16 protein-coding genes and 1 pseudogene are annotated in these 17201 nt (G+C 72.5%); 9 read left to right on the forward strand and 8 right to left on the reverse strand.

The window, feature by feature from the left end:
* The first annotated feature begins 81 nt into the window (after positions 1 to 81).
* Positions 82 to 1233, forward strand: coding sequence for a threonine aldolase family protein (locus ACWCV3_RS07450; RefSeq protein ID WP_451219798.1), 1152 nt, complete (start codon positions 82 to 84; stop codon positions 1231 to 1233).
* Between the two features lie 116 nt (positions 1234 to 1349).
* Positions 1350 to 1531 (forward strand): annotated as a pseudogene (locus ACWCV3_RS07455) (transcriptional regulator); the annotation flags it as partial.
* A gap of 3 nt (positions 1532 to 1534) precedes the next feature.
* On the opposite strand, the gene ACWCV3_RS07460 reads toward ACWCV3_RS07455, so the two are convergent.
* Together ACWCV3_RS07460 and ACWCV3_RS07465 are read right to left on the reverse strand one after the other, a co-directional pair.
* Positions 1535 to 2206 (reverse strand): response regulator, encoded by a 672-nt coding sequence (locus ACWCV3_RS07460; protein ID WP_130338334.1) that lies wholly within the window; start codon positions 2204 to 2206, stop codon positions 1535 to 1537.
* Positions 2207 to 2260: 54 nt separating this feature from the next.
* Positions 2261 to 3466 carry a sensor histidine kinase gene (locus ACWCV3_RS07465; protein WP_451219802.1) on the reverse strand — a complete coding sequence of 402 codons (1206 nt, stop codon included), beginning with the start codon at positions 3464 to 3466 and terminating at the stop codon, positions 2261 to 2263.
* Between the two features lie 258 nt (positions 3467 to 3724).
* On the opposite strand from ACWCV3_RS07465, the gene ACWCV3_RS07470 reads away from it, so the two are divergent.
* Entirely contained in the window at positions 3725 to 4720 is a 996-nt protein-coding gene (locus ACWCV3_RS07470) for an SAM-dependent methyltransferase (RefSeq protein ID WP_451219805.1), read from the forward strand.
* 2 nt (positions 4721 to 4722) lie between these two features.
* Here the strand turns inward: ACWCV3_RS07470 and ACWCV3_RS07475 are convergent, their stop codons facing one another.
* The 3 genes from ACWCV3_RS07475 to ACWCV3_RS07485 form a co-directional block, all read right to left on the reverse strand.
* Complete coding sequence (locus ACWCV3_RS07475; protein WP_451219808.1) at positions 4723 to 5871, reverse strand: NADH-quinone oxidoreductase subunit D; 1149 nt, start codon at positions 5869 to 5871, stop codon at positions 4723 to 4725.
* Between the two features lie 36 nt (positions 5872 to 5907).
* Complete coding sequence (locus ACWCV3_RS07480) at positions 5908 to 7029, reverse strand: hypothetical protein (RefSeq protein ID WP_451219810.1); 1122 nt, start codon at positions 7027 to 7029, stop codon at positions 5908 to 5910.
* A 93-nt stretch (positions 7030 to 7122) separates the two neighbouring features.
* Positions 7123 to 8253, reverse strand: coding sequence for an alpha/beta hydrolase (locus tag ACWCV3_RS07485; protein ID WP_451219813.1), 1131 nt, complete (start codon positions 8251 to 8253; stop codon positions 7123 to 7125).
* A 197-nt stretch (positions 8254 to 8450) separates the two neighbouring features.
* On the opposite strand from ACWCV3_RS07485, the gene ACWCV3_RS07490 reads away from it, so the two are divergent.
* From ACWCV3_RS07490 to ACWCV3_RS07515, 6 genes are all read left to right on the forward strand, one after another.
* A complete protein-coding gene (locus tag ACWCV3_RS07490) occupies positions 8451 to 10289 on the forward strand; it encodes a phosphatidylglycerol lysyltransferase domain-containing protein (protein WP_451219816.1) in 1839 nt (612 codons plus the stop codon).
* 138 nt (positions 10290 to 10427) lie between these two features.
* Entirely contained in the window at positions 10428 to 11288 is an 861-nt protein-coding gene (gene folP, locus ACWCV3_RS07495) for a dihydropteroate synthase (protein ID WP_451219818.1), read from the forward strand.
* Positions 11285 to 11833: a nuclear transport factor 2 family protein gene (locus ACWCV3_RS07500; RefSeq protein WP_451219821.1), complete on the forward strand. Its 549-nt coding sequence runs from the start codon at positions 11285 to 11287 to the stop codon at positions 11831 to 11833. The genes folP and ACWCV3_RS07500 overlap by 4 nt, the downstream gene beginning before the upstream one ends.
* Before the next feature lie 220 nt (positions 11834 to 12053).
* Positions 12054 to 12413 (forward strand): dihydroneopterin aldolase, encoded by a 360-nt coding sequence (folB, locus tag ACWCV3_RS07505; RefSeq protein ID WP_451219824.1) that lies wholly within the window; start codon positions 12054 to 12056, stop codon positions 12411 to 12413.
* Complete coding sequence (gene folK, locus ACWCV3_RS07510) at positions 12410 to 13021, forward strand: 2-amino-4-hydroxy-6-hydroxymethyldihydropteridine diphosphokinase (protein WP_451219827.1); 612 nt, start codon at positions 12410 to 12412, stop codon at positions 13019 to 13021. Before folB ends, folK begins: the two co-directional genes overlap by 4 nt.
* Positions 13022 to 13080: 59 nt before the next feature.
* On the forward strand, positions 13081 to 13569 hold the full coding sequence (locus ACWCV3_RS07515) for a DUF3180 domain-containing protein (RefSeq protein WP_451219830.1): 489 nt from the start codon (positions 13081 to 13083) through the stop codon (positions 13567 to 13569).
* A gap of 46 nt (positions 13570 to 13615) precedes the next feature.
* Here ACWCV3_RS07515 and folE read toward each other — a convergent pair whose 3' ends face one another.
* The 3 genes from folE to hpt form a co-directional block, all read right to left on the reverse strand.
* Complete coding sequence (gene folE / locus ACWCV3_RS07520; protein ID WP_451219833.1) at positions 13616 to 14221, reverse strand: GTP cyclohydrolase I FolE; 606 nt, start codon at positions 14219 to 14221, stop codon at positions 13616 to 13618.
* A gap of 111 nt (positions 14222 to 14332) precedes the next feature.
* Positions 14333 to 16372 (reverse strand): ATP-dependent zinc metalloprotease FtsH, encoded by a 2040-nt coding sequence (gene ftsH, locus ACWCV3_RS07525; RefSeq protein WP_451219836.1) that lies wholly within the window; start codon positions 16370 to 16372, stop codon positions 14333 to 14335.
* 194 nt (positions 16373 to 16566) lie between these two features.
* Positions 16567 to 17127 carry a hypoxanthine phosphoribosyltransferase gene (gene hpt, locus ACWCV3_RS07530; protein ID WP_031182761.1) on the reverse strand — a complete coding sequence of 187 codons (561 nt, stop codon included), beginning with the start codon at positions 17125 to 17127 and terminating at the stop codon, positions 16567 to 16569.
* Positions 17128 to 17201: the final 74 nt, after the last annotated feature.

Here is a 17201-nt window from a genome sequence, read left to right on the forward strand (position 1 = left end):
TCCACAGGCTGTGGGCCCACCGCACCCACCCGCCCGGAAATCAGGTACCCGCGCGGTGAGCGGCGCGGCATGATCGCCCGCATGAGCGACACGAGCGAGGACGAACAGCGACCTTCGATACGGGAGCGGCGCCGCGCCGCGCTGCGCACCGCCCCGCGCGCGCTGTCGCGCGACGGCTGGCGCGGCACCCTCCGCGAGCGCCTCGCCGAGCTGACGCAGGCGGCATCCGAGGTGTACGACCTGGACGAACCCGCCGACGTCTACGGCGACGGCGTGGTGGCCGCCCTGGAGCACCGGGTCGCCGGACTGCTCGGCACCGAGGCCGCCGTGTTCTTCCCCACCGGCACCATGGCCCAGCAGGTCGCCCTGCGCTGCTGGGCCGCCCGCACCGGCGGCCCGGCGGTGGCCCTGCACGCCCTGTCCCACCCCGAGATGCACGAACGCCATGCGTTCAGCCAGGTCAGCGGGTTGCGTCCGGTCACCGTCAGCCATGAGCCGCGGCCGGTGACGGCGGCCGACGTGCACGCCCTGGACGAGCCGGTCGGCGCCCTCATGCTGGAACTGCCGCTGCGCGAGGCCGGGTTCCTGCTGCCCTCCTGGGAGGAGCTGACCGGGGCGGTCGACGCCGCGCGGGAGCGGGAGGCGGTGGTGCACTTCGACGGCGCCCGCCTCTGGGAGGCCACCGAGCACTTCGGCCGCCCTCTGGACGAGATCGCGGCCCTGGCCGACAGCGTCTACGTGTCGTTCTACAAGTCCCTCGGCGGTCTGGGCGGCGCCGCTCTGGCCGGTCCCGCGAGCCTCGTCGAGGAGGCGCGCACGTGGCGGCACCGGTACGGGGGGACGGTCTTCCAGCAGTTCCCCACCGCGCTGTCGGCCCTCGCCGGCCTGGAGCGGGAGCTGCCGAGGCTTCCCGAGTACGTCCGGCACGCGCGCGTGGTCGCCGCCGCGCTGCGCGAGGGGTTCGCCGAGGCCGGGCTGCCCTGGGCGCGGGTCCACCCCGAGGTGCCGCACACCCACGACTTCCAGGTCTGGCTGCCGTTCGATCCCGAGGTGCTCGCGGAGGCGTCCGTGAGCCAGGCCGAGGAGACCGGCACCCTGCTGTTCGCCGGTGCCTGGGGCTCCCGCGGCCCCGGCCTTTCCGTCACGGAGACCGGGGTGCGCGCGGCGGGCCTGGAGTGGACGGCCCGTGACGTACGGGACGCGGTCGTCGACTTCGCCGGACGCCTGGCCTGAGACACCCGCCCCCGCAGGTCCCGTCGACGGACGGTGGCCGTCGGTCCGGGGGCGTTGTCACCGGCGGGGGGGGCACCATGGGCCGGCGCGGGCTGCCGGGCGGCACCCTCGCCGGCACCGCCGGCGAACCGGCCGGCGCGCACGGCATGTCCGCGCCCGAGGTGTCCCGCCACCTTGCCCTGCTCAGGAAGGCCGCCTGATCCCCAGCTGCCGCCGGGGCCGGCAGGTGCGGCACCAGTTGGACCTGGCCGCCGTGTCCCGGCTGGGCAGCGACGCCGTCGGGGGCGTGCTGCGCTGAGCCTCAGGGCTGCCCGCCCGCGCGTACCAGCCCGGTCTCGTAGGCGAGGACGACCACCTGGACGCGGTCGCGCAGCCCCAGCTTGGTGAGGATGCGGCCCACATGGGTCTTCACGGTGGCCTCGGAGAGGACCAGCCGGGCGGCGATCTCTCCGTTGGAGAGCCCCTGGGCGACCAGCACCATGACCTCCCGCTCGCGCTCGGTGAGCCGGGACAGCTCCGCGTGCCGGGGTTCCTCGACGGCCGAGGGCAGCATCGGGGCGAACCGGTCGAGCAGCCGGCGCGTGGTGGAGGGCGCCACGACCGCGTCCCCGCTGTGCACCGCGCGGATCGCGCTGAGCAGCTCGCCCGGCGGCACGTCCTTCAGCATGAAGCCGGAGGCGCCCGCCTTCAGCCCGGAGAACGCGTACTCGTCCAGGTCGAACGTGGTGAGGATGAGCACCTTGGGCGGCTCGGGCTCGGAGCAGATGCGGCGGGTGGTCTCCACCCCGTCCAGCTTGGGCATGCGCACGTCCATCAGGACCACGTCGACGGGGGTGGTGCGCAGTACCTGGAGCGCCTCCACCCCGTCGCCCGCCTCCGCGACGACCTCCATGTCCGGCTGGGCGGCCAGCACCATCCGGAAACCGGTGCGCAGCAGCACCTGGTCGTCGACGAGCATCACGCGGATCGCCATCGGGGTCCTCTTCCGTGTCCTTCTCGGGTGTGCGGGGCGCGTTCGTGACAGGTGTCAGTGCGCCGGTTTCAGCGGGAGCAGCGCGCTGATGCGGAAGCCTCCGCCGGGGCGCGGCCCGGCGTCCAGGGTGCCGCCGACCATGCCGACCCGCTCCCGCATGCCGATCAGGCCGTGCCCCTGGCCGTCCACGCCGCCCTCCTCGTACAGCTCGTGCGGGGCGCCCTTGCCGTCGTCCTCGACCAGCAGGCCGAGCCCGTCGTCGAAGTACACCAGCCGGACGCTGGCGCCCGCCTCGGGCCCGCCGTGCTTGCGGGTGTTGGTGAGCGCCTCCTGCACGATCCGGTAGGCGGTCAGCTCCACCCCGCTGGGCAGCGGGCGCGGGGTGCCCTCGACCTTGAAGTCCACCGGCAGCCCGGAGTCGCGGCACTGCTCGATCAGGTCGTCGATCTGATCCACGTCGGGCTGCGGGACGTACTCCCCGCTCTCCTGGTGCTCGCCGGTGCGCAGCACGCCCAGCAGGCGGCGCATCTCGGCCAGCGCCTGGCGGCCGGTGGAGGAGATCGTCTCCAGCGCCTGGCGGGCCTGGTCGGGGGCGGCGTCCAGGACGTAGGCGGCGCCGTCCGCCTGCACCACCATCACCGAGACGTTGTGCGCGACCACGTCGTGCAGCTCGCGGGCGATCCGGGCGCGCTCGGCGGCGACGGCGACCTTCGCCTGCGCCTCGCGCTCCTTCTCCAGCCGGGCGGCGCGCTCCTCGAGCTGGGCGAAGTAGGCGCGACGGGTGCGCATGGAGTCGCCGAGCACCCAGGCCAGTGCGAACGGCACCGTCTGGAACACCGCCAGTGCGATCTGCCCGAGCCCGCTGACCTGCTCGTTCGGCCAGCGCAGTTGCGTCAGCGAGGCCGCGACCAGGCCGGTGGCGAGCGCCAGCCGGGAGGCCCACAGGGCTCCGCCCGCGGCGACCGTGTAGACGACCACGAGCATGGTGAAGTCGGCGGCGACCGGCTCGACGTCCAGGATGAGCTGCGCCAGCCCGGTGACCAGCACCGCGACCAGCATCAGCTCCGGCAGGCGGCGGCGCAGGGCCAGGATCGCGCACAGCAGGGTGGAGATCGTCCAGGCGGCGGCGAGGGAACCGTGGTGGTGCGGGGCGCCGTCCATGCTCACCACGCCCACGCCGGAGAGCCCGAGCAGGACGACGGCCCAGAAGCAGTCGACCCCCGTGGGGTGGCGGCGGAGGAAGTCGTAGAGGCGCTGCACGTCTTCAGCGTAAGGAAACGCGGTGCGCGCGGGGGTCAGCCGGAGGGGCGATCCGTGTCCGGCACACGTACGCCGCTGGGTGGATACCCCGGTCCTCCGTACGCCTCGGGCCCTCTCGTCCGGGGCGTGCCGGGCTCGTGGGGCCCGATACGGGCGGAGGACCCTGAGGGCTGTCCAGTGATGCCCGACCACGCGGCGCGGCGCCGGGCCGGGTCGCGCGCCCGCCGGGGACCACGGGACAGCCCTTAGGCTGACCCGGTGCGGGAGACACCGGAGCAGGGCTGGCGGGAGGCCACCGAGCGGGCGCTGTACGGCCCTCGGGGCTTCTACCGGCGCCCCGAGGGGCCCGCGGGTCACTTCCGCACCTCCGTGCACGCCTCGCCGCTGTTCGCCGCCGCCGTGGCCCGACTGCTGTGCCGGGTGGACGCGGCGCTGGGGCGGCCCGAGGTGCTGGACTTCGTCGATCTGGGCGCGGGGCGCGGGGAACTCACCCAGGGGGTGCTGGCCGCGCTGCCGGGCGAGGTGGCGGCGCGCACGCGGGCGTACGCCGTGGAGGTCGCGGACCGGCCCGAGGGGCTGGACGGGCGGATCGAGTGGCGGGCCGAGACGCCTGCGGAGGTCACCGGGCTGCTGTTCGCCAACGAGTGGCTGGACAACGTGCCCGTGGACGTGGCCGAGACCGACCGCGCGGGTGTGCCCCGGATGGTGCTGGTCGCCCCGGACGGCACCGAGCGGCTCGGGGACCCGGTGGCGGGCGAGGGGGCGGAGTGGCTGGCCCGATGGTGGCCGACGGCCGCCGAGGAGGGGCTGCGGGCGGAGATCGGACTGCCGAGGGACCGGGCCTGGGCGGCAGCCGTCGGCCGGGTGCGGCAAGGGCTCGCGGTGGCCGTCGACTACGCCCACACCCTCGGCACCCGCCCGCCCTTCGGCACGCTCACCGGGTTCCGGGCCGGCCGGGAGACGGCCCCGGTGCCGGACGGGACCTGCGACATCACCGCGCACGTCGCCCTGGACGCCTGTGCGGCGGCCGGGAACGCCCGCGGCACCCCTCGCCTGCTCACCCAGCGCGAGGCCCTGCGCGCGCTGGACGTCACCGGCGCACGCCCCCCGCTCACCCTGGCCGGCACCGACCCCGCCGCCTACGTACGCGCCCTCGCGGGCGCCGGAGCCGCCGCCGAACTCACCGCACCGGGCGGCCTCGGCGACTTCGGCTGGCTCCTCCAGCCGGCCGGGCTGCCCGAACCGCCCCTGTAGACCTACTTGTCGATGTCGCCCACGACGAAGAAGAGCGACCCCAGGATCGCCACCATGTCGGAGACCAGCGTCCCCGGCAGCAGCTCGCCCAGCACCTGGATGTTGTTGTACGACGCCGACCGCAGCTTCAGCCGGTACGGCGTCTTCTCACCCTTGCTGACGAGGTAGTAGCCGTTGATGCCGAGCGGGTTCTCGGTCCAGGCGTAGGTGTGCCCCTCGGGCGCCTTCAGCACCTTGGGCAGCCGCTGGTTGACCGGGCCGGGCGGCAGCTCCGCGAGCCGGTCCAGACAGGCGTCGGCGAGGTCGAGCGCGTTGTGGGTCTGCTCCAGCAGCACCTCGAAGCGGGCCAGGCAGTCGCCCTCGGTCCGGGTGACGACCCTCAGGGTGTCCTGGAGGTCCCCGTAGGCGAGGTACGGCTCGTCGCGGCGCAGGTCGAAGTCGACACCCGAGGCCCGCGCGATGGGCCCGCTCACTCCGTAAGCGTGCACGGCCTGAGGGGTGAGCGCCCCGACGCCACGGGTGCGCCCCCGGAAGATCTCGTTGCCGAGGACCAGGTCGTCGAAGACGTCCATGCGGGAGCGGACGGCGGCCACCGCGTCCCGCGCGCGCCCGGTCCAGCCGTCGGTGAGGTCCTCCTTGAGGCCGCCGACCCGGTTGAACATGTAGTGCATGCGCCCGCCGGAGACCTCCTCCATCACGTTCTGGAGCACCTCGCGCTCGCGGAACGCGTAGAAGACCGGGGTGATGCCGCCCAGCTCCAGCGGATAGGAGCCGAGGAACATCAGGTGGTTGAGCACCCGGTTCAGCTCGGCGAGCAGGGTGCGGGTCCACACCGCGCGCTCGGGCACCTCCATGCCGAGCATCCGCTCGACGGCGATCACCACGCCCAGCTCGTTGGAGAACGCCGACAGCCAGTCGTGGCGGTTGGCCAGCATGATGATCTGCCGGTAGTCACGGGCCTCGAACAGCTTCTCCGCGCCCCGGTGCATGTAGCCGATCACCGGCTCGGCGCGCTGGACGCGCTCGCCGTCCAGCACCAGCCGCAGCCGGAGCACGCCGTGCGTGGAGGGGTGCTGCGGGCCGATGTTGAGCACCATGTCGGTGCTCTCGGCGGCACCGCCGATCCCGACCGTGGTCTCCGTGGCAGTCATGCGTCCCAGTCTCCCCCACGTCCGGGGGATACGGAGTCAGGAGGCCGCGCTGCGCAGCCCCTCCACGTCGATGTGCTCGGTCTCGTCGTGCGCGGTCAGGTCGATGACCTGGCCCACCTCGTAGACGCCGGCGGCCTTGTACGCGGACCCGGCGTCCGCCTTGTGCAGCGCGAGGGCCTCGTGCCCGACCACGTCGGCCAGGTCCTCGTTGCGCACGTCCAGCTCCGCCGAGGTGTCCTTGTGCGTCCCGAAGAAGTCGAACCCGCCCTCGATCCGCGGATGCCTGGAGGGCGCGGGCTGGACGACGGCGGCGGCGGTCGGCACGGCGAAGTGCCCGGCGGGGCGCTGCGCGGTGGACCGGGCGGGCACCACGGCCGTCTCGGCGGTGTGAGCCTGCGCTTCCTCCGGCGACTCCGCGGAGACGGCGTGCGCGTCGGTCACCTCGCCTTCGGCGTCCACGGGTCCCAGCCCCGCGGTGCCGCCGGCCCCGGTGCCCGCACCGTCCGGTTCTCCTTTGGCGACGGCTTCCACCTCGGACTCCGCCCCGGCCTCGGGCTCCTCGGCCGACCGCTCCAGGCGCGCCAGCGCGGTCGCGGCCTTCAGGTACAGCTCCTTGGCGGAGACGGCCGGGGGCGCCTCGCCGGCGGCCACCGGGGTCTTCGCACTCGGCCCGGCCGGCAGCGCGAGCGCGCCGGACACCGGCACCGTCTCGATCTCCAGCAGCCGCCGCCCCTCCAGGGCGCTGGCGCGCTCGGTCTCCGCGGTGGCGTACCGGCGCAGCAGGGACGCGTGCTCGTTGCGCAGCCCGGCCAGTTCGGCGCGCTTGGCCCGCAGGCGCCGCTCCAGCTTGGCGCGCAGCTCGCGGGACTCCTCCAGGTCGGTCTCCAGTTCGGCGACCCGTTCGTCGTACCGCCATTCGTCGCTCGCCCGGGCACGGGTCAGCTCGGCGACCTGCTTGCCCGCCTGTGCGTCCCACTGGCGCATCACGACCGCGCCGCCGACCGCCGTGAGCGCGGCGATGCCGGCCAGGGCGCGCACCACCCCGAGGGAGGAGAACACCCAGGGCGCCAGCGCGCAGGCGACGGCGACACCGGCGATCGCGGAGGGAGGCAACAGCCGGTGCAGAGGCGGTGAATGGCGGTGGCGTCCACGTGGCATGGCCAGAAACTTACCGCGCGTAGGCGCCCCGTGGGCCCCCGAGACCCAAAAATCCGGCCACGGCAAGGGCTTCACGGGGTTTCAGGCCTCCGCTCAGCGGTCGCTGAGCTGCCCGCTGAGCCACTGGAGGGCGGGCGGGACCTCGCGCCGCCAGGTGTTGAAGTTGTGACCGCCGCTCTCGAGGATGATGGAGGAGATCCTGGTCCGGCCGGTGGCGCGTACCTCGTTCACGAACCTCAGCGTGTCCCGGTAGTTGTGCTCGCCGATCTTGCTGCTGGTGACGAGCAGCGAGGTGTCGGGGGCCGGTTCGTGCGCGAGCAGCCAGTGCAGATCGGCGTGGTCACGCAGGCTGCGGTCACCGTGGAAGAGGTCGCCGGTGGTGGGGTCGACGGGCGCGGTGTAGTACGCCGAGAGGCCGGCGCCGGCCGCGTAGACGCCCGGGTGGCGCATGGCGAGCTTCAGCGAGCAGTAGCCGCCGGTGGAGTCGCCGATGATGCCCCAGCTTCCGGGGCGGGCACCGGCCCGGTAGTGCGCGAGGACGGCCTCGGGGAGGTCCTTGGCGAAGAAGGTCTCGGTCTGCGGACCCTGCGGGATGTCCACGCACTCGGTGTCGCGCGGGGGCGCGACGGTGGGCCGCATCATCACCAGGATCATCGGCTGCGCCCGCCCGTCCTTGGCCAGCCCCCGCGCGACACCCGGGTACTTGAGCTTGGTGACGAGGGCCTGCGCGGTACCGGGGTAGCCGGTCAGCACCACCGCGACCGGGAACGTCCGGGTCCGGAACCGGGGCTGGAAGTACTCCGGGGGCAGATAGACGTAGGCCGGGGTGGCGATGCGGGAGACCCGGCCGACGATGTCGACCTTCTGGACCTGACCCACCGCCGAGGCACGCGACCCGCCGTCACCCGGCGGGGACTTGATGCTGACCACCCTGAGCGGGCCACCCGCGCCGGCGGTCGTCGCCGACTGGTCGACCAGGACACCCTGTGCGGTCTCCCGGCCGAGCAGGTCGTCCCAGCCCGCGTAGAAACCGAAGCTCTGGTTGGCGGCCACCCCGAGGGAGCAGATGAGCGCCAGCTGGGTGGCCATCAGCAGGCCGATCCGGCCGCCGAGGGCCGCCCAGCTCCGCCGGGCCAGGCGCGGCCAGAGCCACAGCGTGGCCCCGAACAGCACCACGGCGACCGCCACCGCCAGCACAAGAAGTGAGTTGCTCGTGAGACCCATGGCTGTTCCTGCCTGCGCTTTCCGCCCGGACACCCGTGCCTTGGCACGGACTTGCCCCAGGCTTTCCTTGACCTTTGACCCGACTTTCCGGAGCGGGAGGAACCTGTCTCCCCAAGACACCGTCCTAGAGGGCGCAATGTCACCGGATGCCCGATCGGCACCGGGTTTCAAGGTCTCTCGCAGAGCTACGGGATGCGATGTCTGTCAGGATAGATGGGGAATTGTCAGGCGGGGTTCCGCGGGGTTCGAACCGGGCGCGGCGCATACTGCGCGGCCCTCGTGCCGAAACCGTTCCCACCCTGATCGGCCGGGCGTGCGCCCTCGTCGGCCTGCTCGACATCGCCGCGGGCGTGTTCCCGCGCTTCCGTCACAGCCGTATGCACGCGATCGCGGAGGCGCTGCCCGGCTCCTTCGGACCGTTCGCCGCGGCCCTCTCGCTCAGCGCGGGCGTGTTGCTGCTCCTGCTCGCGCACGGGCTCCGGCGCCGCAAACGGCGTGCCTGGCGGGCCGCCGTCGTACTGCTGCCGGCCGGCGCGGTCGCCGAGTTCGTGTACCGGCACTCGCTGCTGGGCGTGCTCATCTCGGTCGCGCTGCTCGTGCCGCTGCTGCGCCACCGCGCCGAGTTCGCCGCACTGCCCGACCCGCGCAGCCGCTGGCGGGCCCTGGCCAACTTCGTCCTCATGAGCGCCGGTTCCCTCGTCCTCGGACTGGTCATCGTCAGCGTCCACCCCGACCGGACACTCGGCGACCCGAGCCTGGCCGATCGGCTGACCCACGTCGTCTACGGCCTGTTCGGCTTCGAGGGCCCCGTCGACTACCAGGGCAGCACCTCCTGGACGGTCGCCTGCTCCCTCGGCGCCCTCGGCTGGCTCACCGCCGTCACCACCAGCTACCTCGCCTTCCGGCCCGAACACCCCGCCGCCCGCCTCACCGAGGAGGACGAGGCGCGCCTGCGGGACCTGCTGGACCGGCACGGCCGGCGCGACTCCCTCGGCCACTTCGCGCTGCGCCGGGACAAGGCCGTCGTCTTCTCCCCCAGCGGCAAGGCCGCCGTCACCTACCGGGTCGTCTCCGGCGTGATGCTGGCCAGCGGCGACCCCATCGGGGACGTGGAGGCGTGGCCCGGCGCCATCGAGCGCTTCATGGACGAGGCCAAGGCCCACTCCTGGACCCCCGCCGTCATGGGCTGCTCGGAGACGGGCGGCGAGGTGTGGACCCGGGAGACCGGCCTCGACGCCCTGGAGCTGGGCGACGAGGCGGTGGTCGACGTGGCGGATTTCTCGCTCGCCGGACGTGCGATGCGGAACGTGCGCCAGATGGTCAAGCGCATCGAGCGGGCCGGCTACGAGACCCGCGTCCGGCGCGTCCGTGACCTCTCCGACGGCGAGCTGGAGCGCGTACGGCTGGCCGCCGAGGACTGGCGGGGCACCGACAACGAGCGCGGCTTCTCCATGGCCCTCGGCCGCATCGGCGACCCCGCCGACGGCGACTGCCTGATCGCCACCGCCCACAAGCAGGACGACACGCCCGGCCCGCACGGCGACCTGAAGGCGATCCTGCACTTCGTGCCGTGGGGCCGGGACGGCGTCTCGCTGGACCTGATGCGCCGGGACCGGGCGGCCGATCCCGGCATGAACGAGCTGCTCATCGTCGCCGCCCTCCAGGCCGCGCCCAAGCTCGGCATCGCCCGCGTCTCGCTCAACTTCGCCATGTTCCGCTCCGCCCTCGCCCGCGGCGAGAAGATCGGCGCCGGACCGGTGCTGCGGGCCTGGCGAGGGCTGCTGGTCTTCCTCTCCCGCTGGTTCCAGATCGAGTCCCTGTACAAGTTCAACGCCAAGTTCCAGCCCCGCTGGGAACCCCGCTTCGTCGTCTACCGGGCCTCGGCCGACCTGCCCCGCATCGGCTTCGCCGCGATGCAGGCCGAGGGGTTCGTCGACCTCGCGCTGCCGCTGCCCCGCTTCCTGCGGCGCCGCCGCAACGCCGCCGCGCGGCCCTGCGCGCACCGCTCCCACGAGCACGGCGTACGGCCCGCCTGACCCGGCCGGACCAATCCCGCGCAGCTCGCGCAGAGGGCCGTGAAGGCCCCGGACCGCCTTGCCGAGGCGGTCCGGAAGGGGCCGTTCCGTACCGACCCGCACACCTTCGCCGTGCACCTCGGGGCCTACGCTGAACGTATGAAGAACCTCAGCGGGCGCGGCGAAGTGGCGGGGCTTCCGGCCTGGGACCGCTGCGCGGTCATGGGCGTCGTCAACGTCACCCCCGACTCCTTCTCCGACGGCGGCCGCTGGTTCGACACCACGGCCGCCGTCAAGCACGGCCTCGACCTCGCGGCCGAGGGAGCCGATCTGGTCGACGTCGGCGGCGAGTCCACCCGGCCCGGCGCGACCCGCGTCGACGAGGCCGAGGAGCTGCGCCGCGTGGTCCCCGTGGTGCGGGGACTGGCCGCCGAGGGCGTGACCGTCTCCGTGGACACCATGCGCGCGGCCGTCGCCGAGCAGGCGCTCGCGGCGGGCGCCGCCCTCGTCAACGACGTCAGCGGCGGTCTCGCCGACCCCGCGATGCTGCCCGTGGTCGCCGCCGCCGGCGCCCCCTTCGTGGTCATGCACTGGCGCGGCCTCCTGGAGGGCGGCAACGTCCGAGGCGCCTACGAGGACGTCGTCACCGAGGTCTGCGACGAGCTCCACGCGCGCGTGGAGGCCGTCCTCGCGGCGGGCGTCGCCCCGGAGCGCGTCGTCGTCGACCCCGGCCTCGGCTTCTCCAAGGAGGCCGGGCACGACCTCGCCCTCCTCGCCCACCTGGACCGGATCCGCGCGCTGGGCCACCCTCTCCTGGTGGCCGCCTCCCGTAAACGCTTCCTCGGCCACGTCCTGGCGGGACCCGGGGGCCCCACCCCGCCGGCCCGCGAACGCGACGCCGCCACCGCCGCCGTCTCCGCCCTCGCCGCCCACGCCGGCGCCTGGGCCGTCCGGGTCCACGAGGTGCGCGCCACGGCGGACGCGGTCCGCGTGGCCCGCGCCATGGAGGGCGCCCGGTGAGCGCCGCGGACGTCGACGTCGAAGCGGTGTCCGCCGCTAACACCTCCTACTACGAGGCGATGGAGCGCGGCGACTTCGAGGAGGTGGCCGGGCTCTGGCTGTCCCCCGCCGACCTGGGCGTGGACGAGGAGTACCACGACCCCGCCGACACCGGGGTCGTCTCCTGCGTCCACCCCGGCTGGCCGGTGCTCACCGGGCGCGGCGAGGTGCTGAGGTCGTACGCGCTGATCATGGCGAACACCGACTACATCCAGTTCTTCCTCACCGACGTGCACGTCTCCGTCACCGGGAACACCGCGATCGTGAGCTGCACCGAGAACATCCTCAGCGGCGGCCCCGCGCCCGAGGAGGGCGAGGAGCTGGGGCCGCTGGTCGGGCAGCTCGTCGTCGCCACCAACGTGTTCCGGCGCACCCCCGAGGGCTGGAAGATGTGGTCCCACCACGCCTCCCCGGTGCTCGCCACCTCCGAGGACGACGAGGAGGACGACGAGGACGGGCCGGGCGGGGACCAGGGCGTCGGACCGGACGACGGCACGCTCGCCTGAGCGTGGTGGGAATCACCTTGGCCGGGGCGAGCGCGGCTACGGCCGACGGCCGGACCGGCTCCCCCGGGCGAACGCCCGGTGAACTCTTCCGGTGACGGCGCCGGGCCGCACCCCCGTGGCCCGGCCCTGTCCGTGCGCGCGGGTAGATTCGTCCAGGGCCGGTGTGCCGACCGAGCGTGGCAGCGACCGGCCGTTCCCGACGATTGCAGGAGTGATTCGCGTGGATCGTGTCGCGCTGCGGGGCCTGAAGGCCCGTGGGCACCACGGGGTGTTCCCCAAGGAACGCGAGGAGGGCCAGACCTTCATCGTGGATCTCGTCCTGGGCCTGGACACCCGCGCGGCCGCGGCCGACGACGACCTCACCAGGACCGTGCACTACGGCATCGTGGCCGAGGAGGCCGTCGCCGTGGTCGAGGGCGAGCCGGTCAACCTGATCGAGACCCTCGCCGAGCGGATCGCGCAGACCTGTCTGAAGCACGAGGGGGTGCAGGAGATCGAGGTCTGCGTCCACAAGCCGGACGCCCCGATCACCGTCCCCTTCGACGACGTGACCGTCACCATCCTCCGGAGCCGAGCATGACCCGCCCCTTCACCAAGGGTCACAGCGACCCGACCGTCCAGCCGGTGCCCGCGTCCGTCGTCCAGCAGGTCGACGACGCCGACTCCACCCTGCACAACCCCCAGCGGGCCGTGCTCTCCCTCGGATCCAACCTCGGCAACCGCCTGGAGACCCTCCAGGGGGCCGTGGACGCGCTGGAGGACACCCCCGGCGTCCGCGTCAAGGCCGTCTCCCCGGTGTACGAGACCGAGCCGTGGGGCGTGGAGCCCGGCAGCCAGCCCTCCTACCTGAACGCGGTCGTGGTGCTGAAGACGACCTTGCCGCCGTCCTCGCTGCTGGAGCGGGCGCAGGCCGTCGAGGAGGCGTTCCACCGGGTCCGTGACGAGCAGTGGGGCCCGCGCACCCTGGACGTCGACATCGTGTCCTACGCCGACGTCACCTCGGCCGACCCCCGGCTCACCCTCCCCCACCCGCGCGCCCACCAGCGGGCCTTCGTCCTCGCCCCCTGGCACGACGTCGACCCCGAGGCCGAGCTGCCCGGCCAGGGCCCGGTCGCCGGTCTGCTGTCCGCCGTCACCCGCGAGGGCGTCGCGCCCCGCGCGGATCTGGAACTCCGACTGCCCGAGTAGTCGTTAAGGTCGAGGACGACCACGGGCCCGACAGGTCCGGGGGGACCTGAAGGGACACCGTGAAACAGCTTCGCATCAGGGTGCTGGCAGGCGTGTTCGTCGTCGCCGGAGTCCTGTCCTGGGCCGGCGCCCGCCTCTGGAACTCGCTCGGCGTCCTGCCCGGCGTGCCGGTGGCCGCGCCCATCGTGCTCGCGCTGATCGCCGTGGTCCTGTTCGCCACCGCGCTCTCCCTGCGTGCCCGGCTCAAGGCCCAGCGCGAGCGCCGCCCGGACGCCAAGGGCGTCGACCCGATGATGGCCGCCCGCGCGGTCGTCTTCGCCCACGCCAGCGCGCTGGTCGCCGCCCTGGTCAGCGGCGCCTACGGCGGCACCGGCGTTCTCCTGCTGGAGCTCCTCGACATCCCCGCCCGGCGCGACCAGGCCATCTACGCCGGCTGCTCCGTCCTCGCCGGCTTCGCCGTCATAGCGGCCGCCCTGCTCCTCGAACGCGTCTGCCGCCTCCCCGAGGACGACGACACCCCGCCCACCGGCACGGAACCGGCGGCCTGAGGGGTCCGCCGGCCCGCCGGACCGAGCGGGGTGACCGGGAGCGCGGTCAGCGCGCCATGATGAGGCTCATGGCCTCGTTGCGGGTCGTCGCGTCCCGGAGTTGGCCGCGCACGGCCGAGGTGATGGTCTTCGCACCCGGCTTGCGGATGCCGCGCATGGACATGCACATGTGCTCGCACTCGATCACGACGATCACACCGCGCGGCTCGAGTATCTCCATCAGCGAGTCCGCGATCTGCGTGGTGAGCCGCTCCTGCACCTGGGGGCGACGCGCGTACACGTCCACCAGCCGGGCGAGCTTCGACAGGCCCGTGATCTTCCCCGTGACCGACGGGATGTAGCCCACGTGGGCCACGCCCCGGAAGGGGACCAGATGATGCTCACAGGTGCTGTAGACCTCGATGTCCTTCACCAGGACCATTTCGTCGTGGCCGAGGTCGAACGTCGTCGTGAGCACGTCCTCCGGGCGCTGCCGGAGGCCGGAGAAGATCTCCCGGTACGCCCGCGCCACCCGTGCCGGGGTTTCCTGGAGGCCCTCGCGGTCGGGGTCCTCTCCCACGGCTATCAGGAGCTCGCGGACGGCGTTCTCGGCGCGTTTCTCGTCGAACTCGCCGACGGCGCCGTCTCCGGCCAGCGTCACGGGGTCGGTCATGTGGTGCCTCGTTCCTGTGCGTCCAGCGCGCGGACATGGTGAAATGCCGCGCCCCCCAGGCTAGAGCCCGGGGGGCACGGCATGCATTCCGGCCGGTGGCCGGGGAGAGCGTCAGCTCTCGGGGCGGTCCTCGGGGGACGGCTCCGGGACCGGACCCTGATCGGTCGTCGTGGACTTGACCGTGCTGATAGCGGACGTTGAGCCGTTCGCACCGTTGGTCAGTGCCAGCTCCCGGGGGGAGAGCACCGGCGGGCGGGTGGACGGCGTACGCCGCGAGGAGCCGGTCCAGGCCGGACGCGGCGGGCGCTTGTGGATCGACGCGAAGATCTCGGCGATCTCCTCCTTGCCCAGGGTCTCCTTCTCCAGGAGCGCCAGGACTAGGTTGTCGAGCACGTCCCGGTTCTCGACCAGGATCTCCCACGCCTCGTTGTGCGCGGTCTCGATCAGCTTCTTGACCTCTTCGTCGACCAGCCCGGCGACCTCTTCCGAGTAGTCGCGCTGGTGCGACATCTCACGGCCGAGGAAGGGCTCGGAGTTGTCGCCGCCGAACTTGATGGCGCCGAGCCGCTCGGTCATGCCGTACTGGGTGACCATCGCGCGGGCCACGTTGGTGGCCTTCTCGATGTCGTTCGCGGCGCCGGTGGTCGGGTCGTGGAAGACCAGTTCCTCCGCCGCGCGTCCGCCCAGCATGTAGGCGAGCTGGTCGAGCATCTCGTTGCGCGTGGTCGAGTACTTGTCCTCGTCCGGGAGCACCATCGTGTAGCCCAGGGCGCGGCCCCGCGACAGGATGGTGATCTTGTGGACGGGGTCGGAGTTCGGCGAGGCCGCCGCGACCAGGGCGTGTCCGCCCTCGTGGTACGCGGTGATCTTCTTCTCCTTGTCCGACATGATCCGGGTCCGCTTCTGCGGGCCCGCGACCACACGGTCGATCGCCTCGTCCAGCGCCTTGTTGTCGACCAGCTTCTGGTCGCTGCGCGCGGTGAGCAGCGCGGCCTCGTTGAGCACGTTGGCCAGGTCGGCGCCGGTCATGCCGGGGGTCCGGCGGGCGACGGCGGCCAGGTCGACGTCGGGCGCGACCGGCTTGCCCTTCTGGTGGACCTTGAGGATCTCCAGGCGGCCCTGGAGGTCCGGCGGGTCGACCGCGATCTGCCGGTCGAAACGACCGGGACGCAGCAGGGCCGGGTCCAGGATGTCGGGCCGGTTCGTGGCGGCGATCAGGATGACGCCGCCCTTCACGTCGAAGCCGTCCATCTCGACCAGGAGCTGGTTCAGGGTCTGCTCGCGCTCGTCGTGACCGCCACCGAGCCCGGCACCGCGGTGCCGGCCGACCGCGTCGATCTCGTCGACGAAGACGATCGCCGGGGCGTTCGCCTTGGCCTGCTCGAACAGGTCACGCACCCGGGAGGCACCGACACCGACGAACATCTCGACGAAGTCGGAACCGGAGATCGAGTAGAACGGCACCCCGGCCTCGCCCGCGACGGCGCGGGCCAGCAGGGTCTTGCCGGTACCCGGGCGGCCGTACAGCAGGACGCCCTTGGGGATCTTGGCGCCGACGGCCTGGAACTTGGCCGGCTCCTGGAGGAACTCCTTGATCTCGTGGAGCTCCTCGACGGCCTCGTCGCAGCCGGCGACGTCGGAGAAGGTGGTCTTCGGCGTGTCCTTGGTGATGAGCTTCGCCTTGGACTTGCCGAAGTTCATGACCCGCGAACCACCGCCCTGCATCTGGTTCATCAGGAACAGGAACACGACCACGATCAGGACGAACGGCAGCAGGGTGAGCAGCACGCCGACGAACGGGCTCTGCTTCGAGGGAGAGACGGTGTATCCCTCGGAGATCTGCTTGTCCTGGTACTTGTTCTGCAGGGTCTGCGCCAGTGCCACGCCCTGGTCGCCGATGTAGCTCGCCTGGATCTTCGAGCTGTCCTTGACCTTGACGCCGTCCTTGAGCGTGACCTTGATGGTCTGCTCGTCACCGGTGGTCAGCTTGGCCGACTTGATCTTGTTGTCGTTGATCGCCGCCACGACCTGGCCGGTGTCCACCGTCTTGTAGCCGCCGGAATTGCCGACGACCTGCATCAACACGACCACGGCAAGGACGGCCAGCACGATCCACATGACCGGCCCACGGAAGTATCGCTTCACGTCCATCCACACGGAGCGGTGACGCCCCGTCCCTCCTGCCATAGTGAGTTTGATAAGACAGTTCTTCTGACGGTACCCCAGCCTCGTCGTCCGCAGCCGCACTCGGCGGTCCGGACGGGCCACGGCCCGTCTTCCAATACTCCAACGTCACGGAGCCCGCCGGGGTTCCCGATCTTCCCCGGCGGTCTGCTCCGCTCGGGTCAGCCGCCGTAGACGTGGGGCGCGAGCGTACCGACGAACGGAAGGTTCCGGTACTTCTCGGCGTAGTCCAGGCCGTAGCCGACGACGAACTCGTTCGGGATGTCGAAGCCGGCCCACTCCACGTCGATGGAGACCTTGGCGGCGTCCGGCTTGCGCAGCAGCGTGCACACCTTCAGCGAGGCGGGCTCGCGCGAGCCGAGGTTGTTGATCAGCCAGGACAGGGTCAGCCCGGAGTCGATGATGTCCTCGACGATCAGGACGTGCCGTCCCTTGATGTCGGTGTCGAGGTCCTTGAGGATGCGGACGACACCGGAGGACTGGGTGCCCGCGCCGTAGGAGGACACGGCCATCCAGTCCATGGTGACGGGGGTGGACAGCGCCCGCGCCAGGTCCGCCATGACCATGACGGCGCCCTTGAGGACTCCGACGATCAGCAGGTCCTTGCCCGCGTACTCCGCGTCGATCTTCGCGGCCAGCTCGGCCAGCTTCGCGTCGATCTCTTCCTTGGTGATGAGCACCCGCTGGAGGTCGGCACCCATGTCTTTCGCGTCCACCCGCATCACTTTCGGTCGTCCCGCACTTATGGCCGCGCCGGCGGCCACCGGCAGGCCCGGCCCCGTCGGAGTCGGGCTCC

The organism is Streptomyces sp. NPDC001781 (assembly GCF_053596035.1).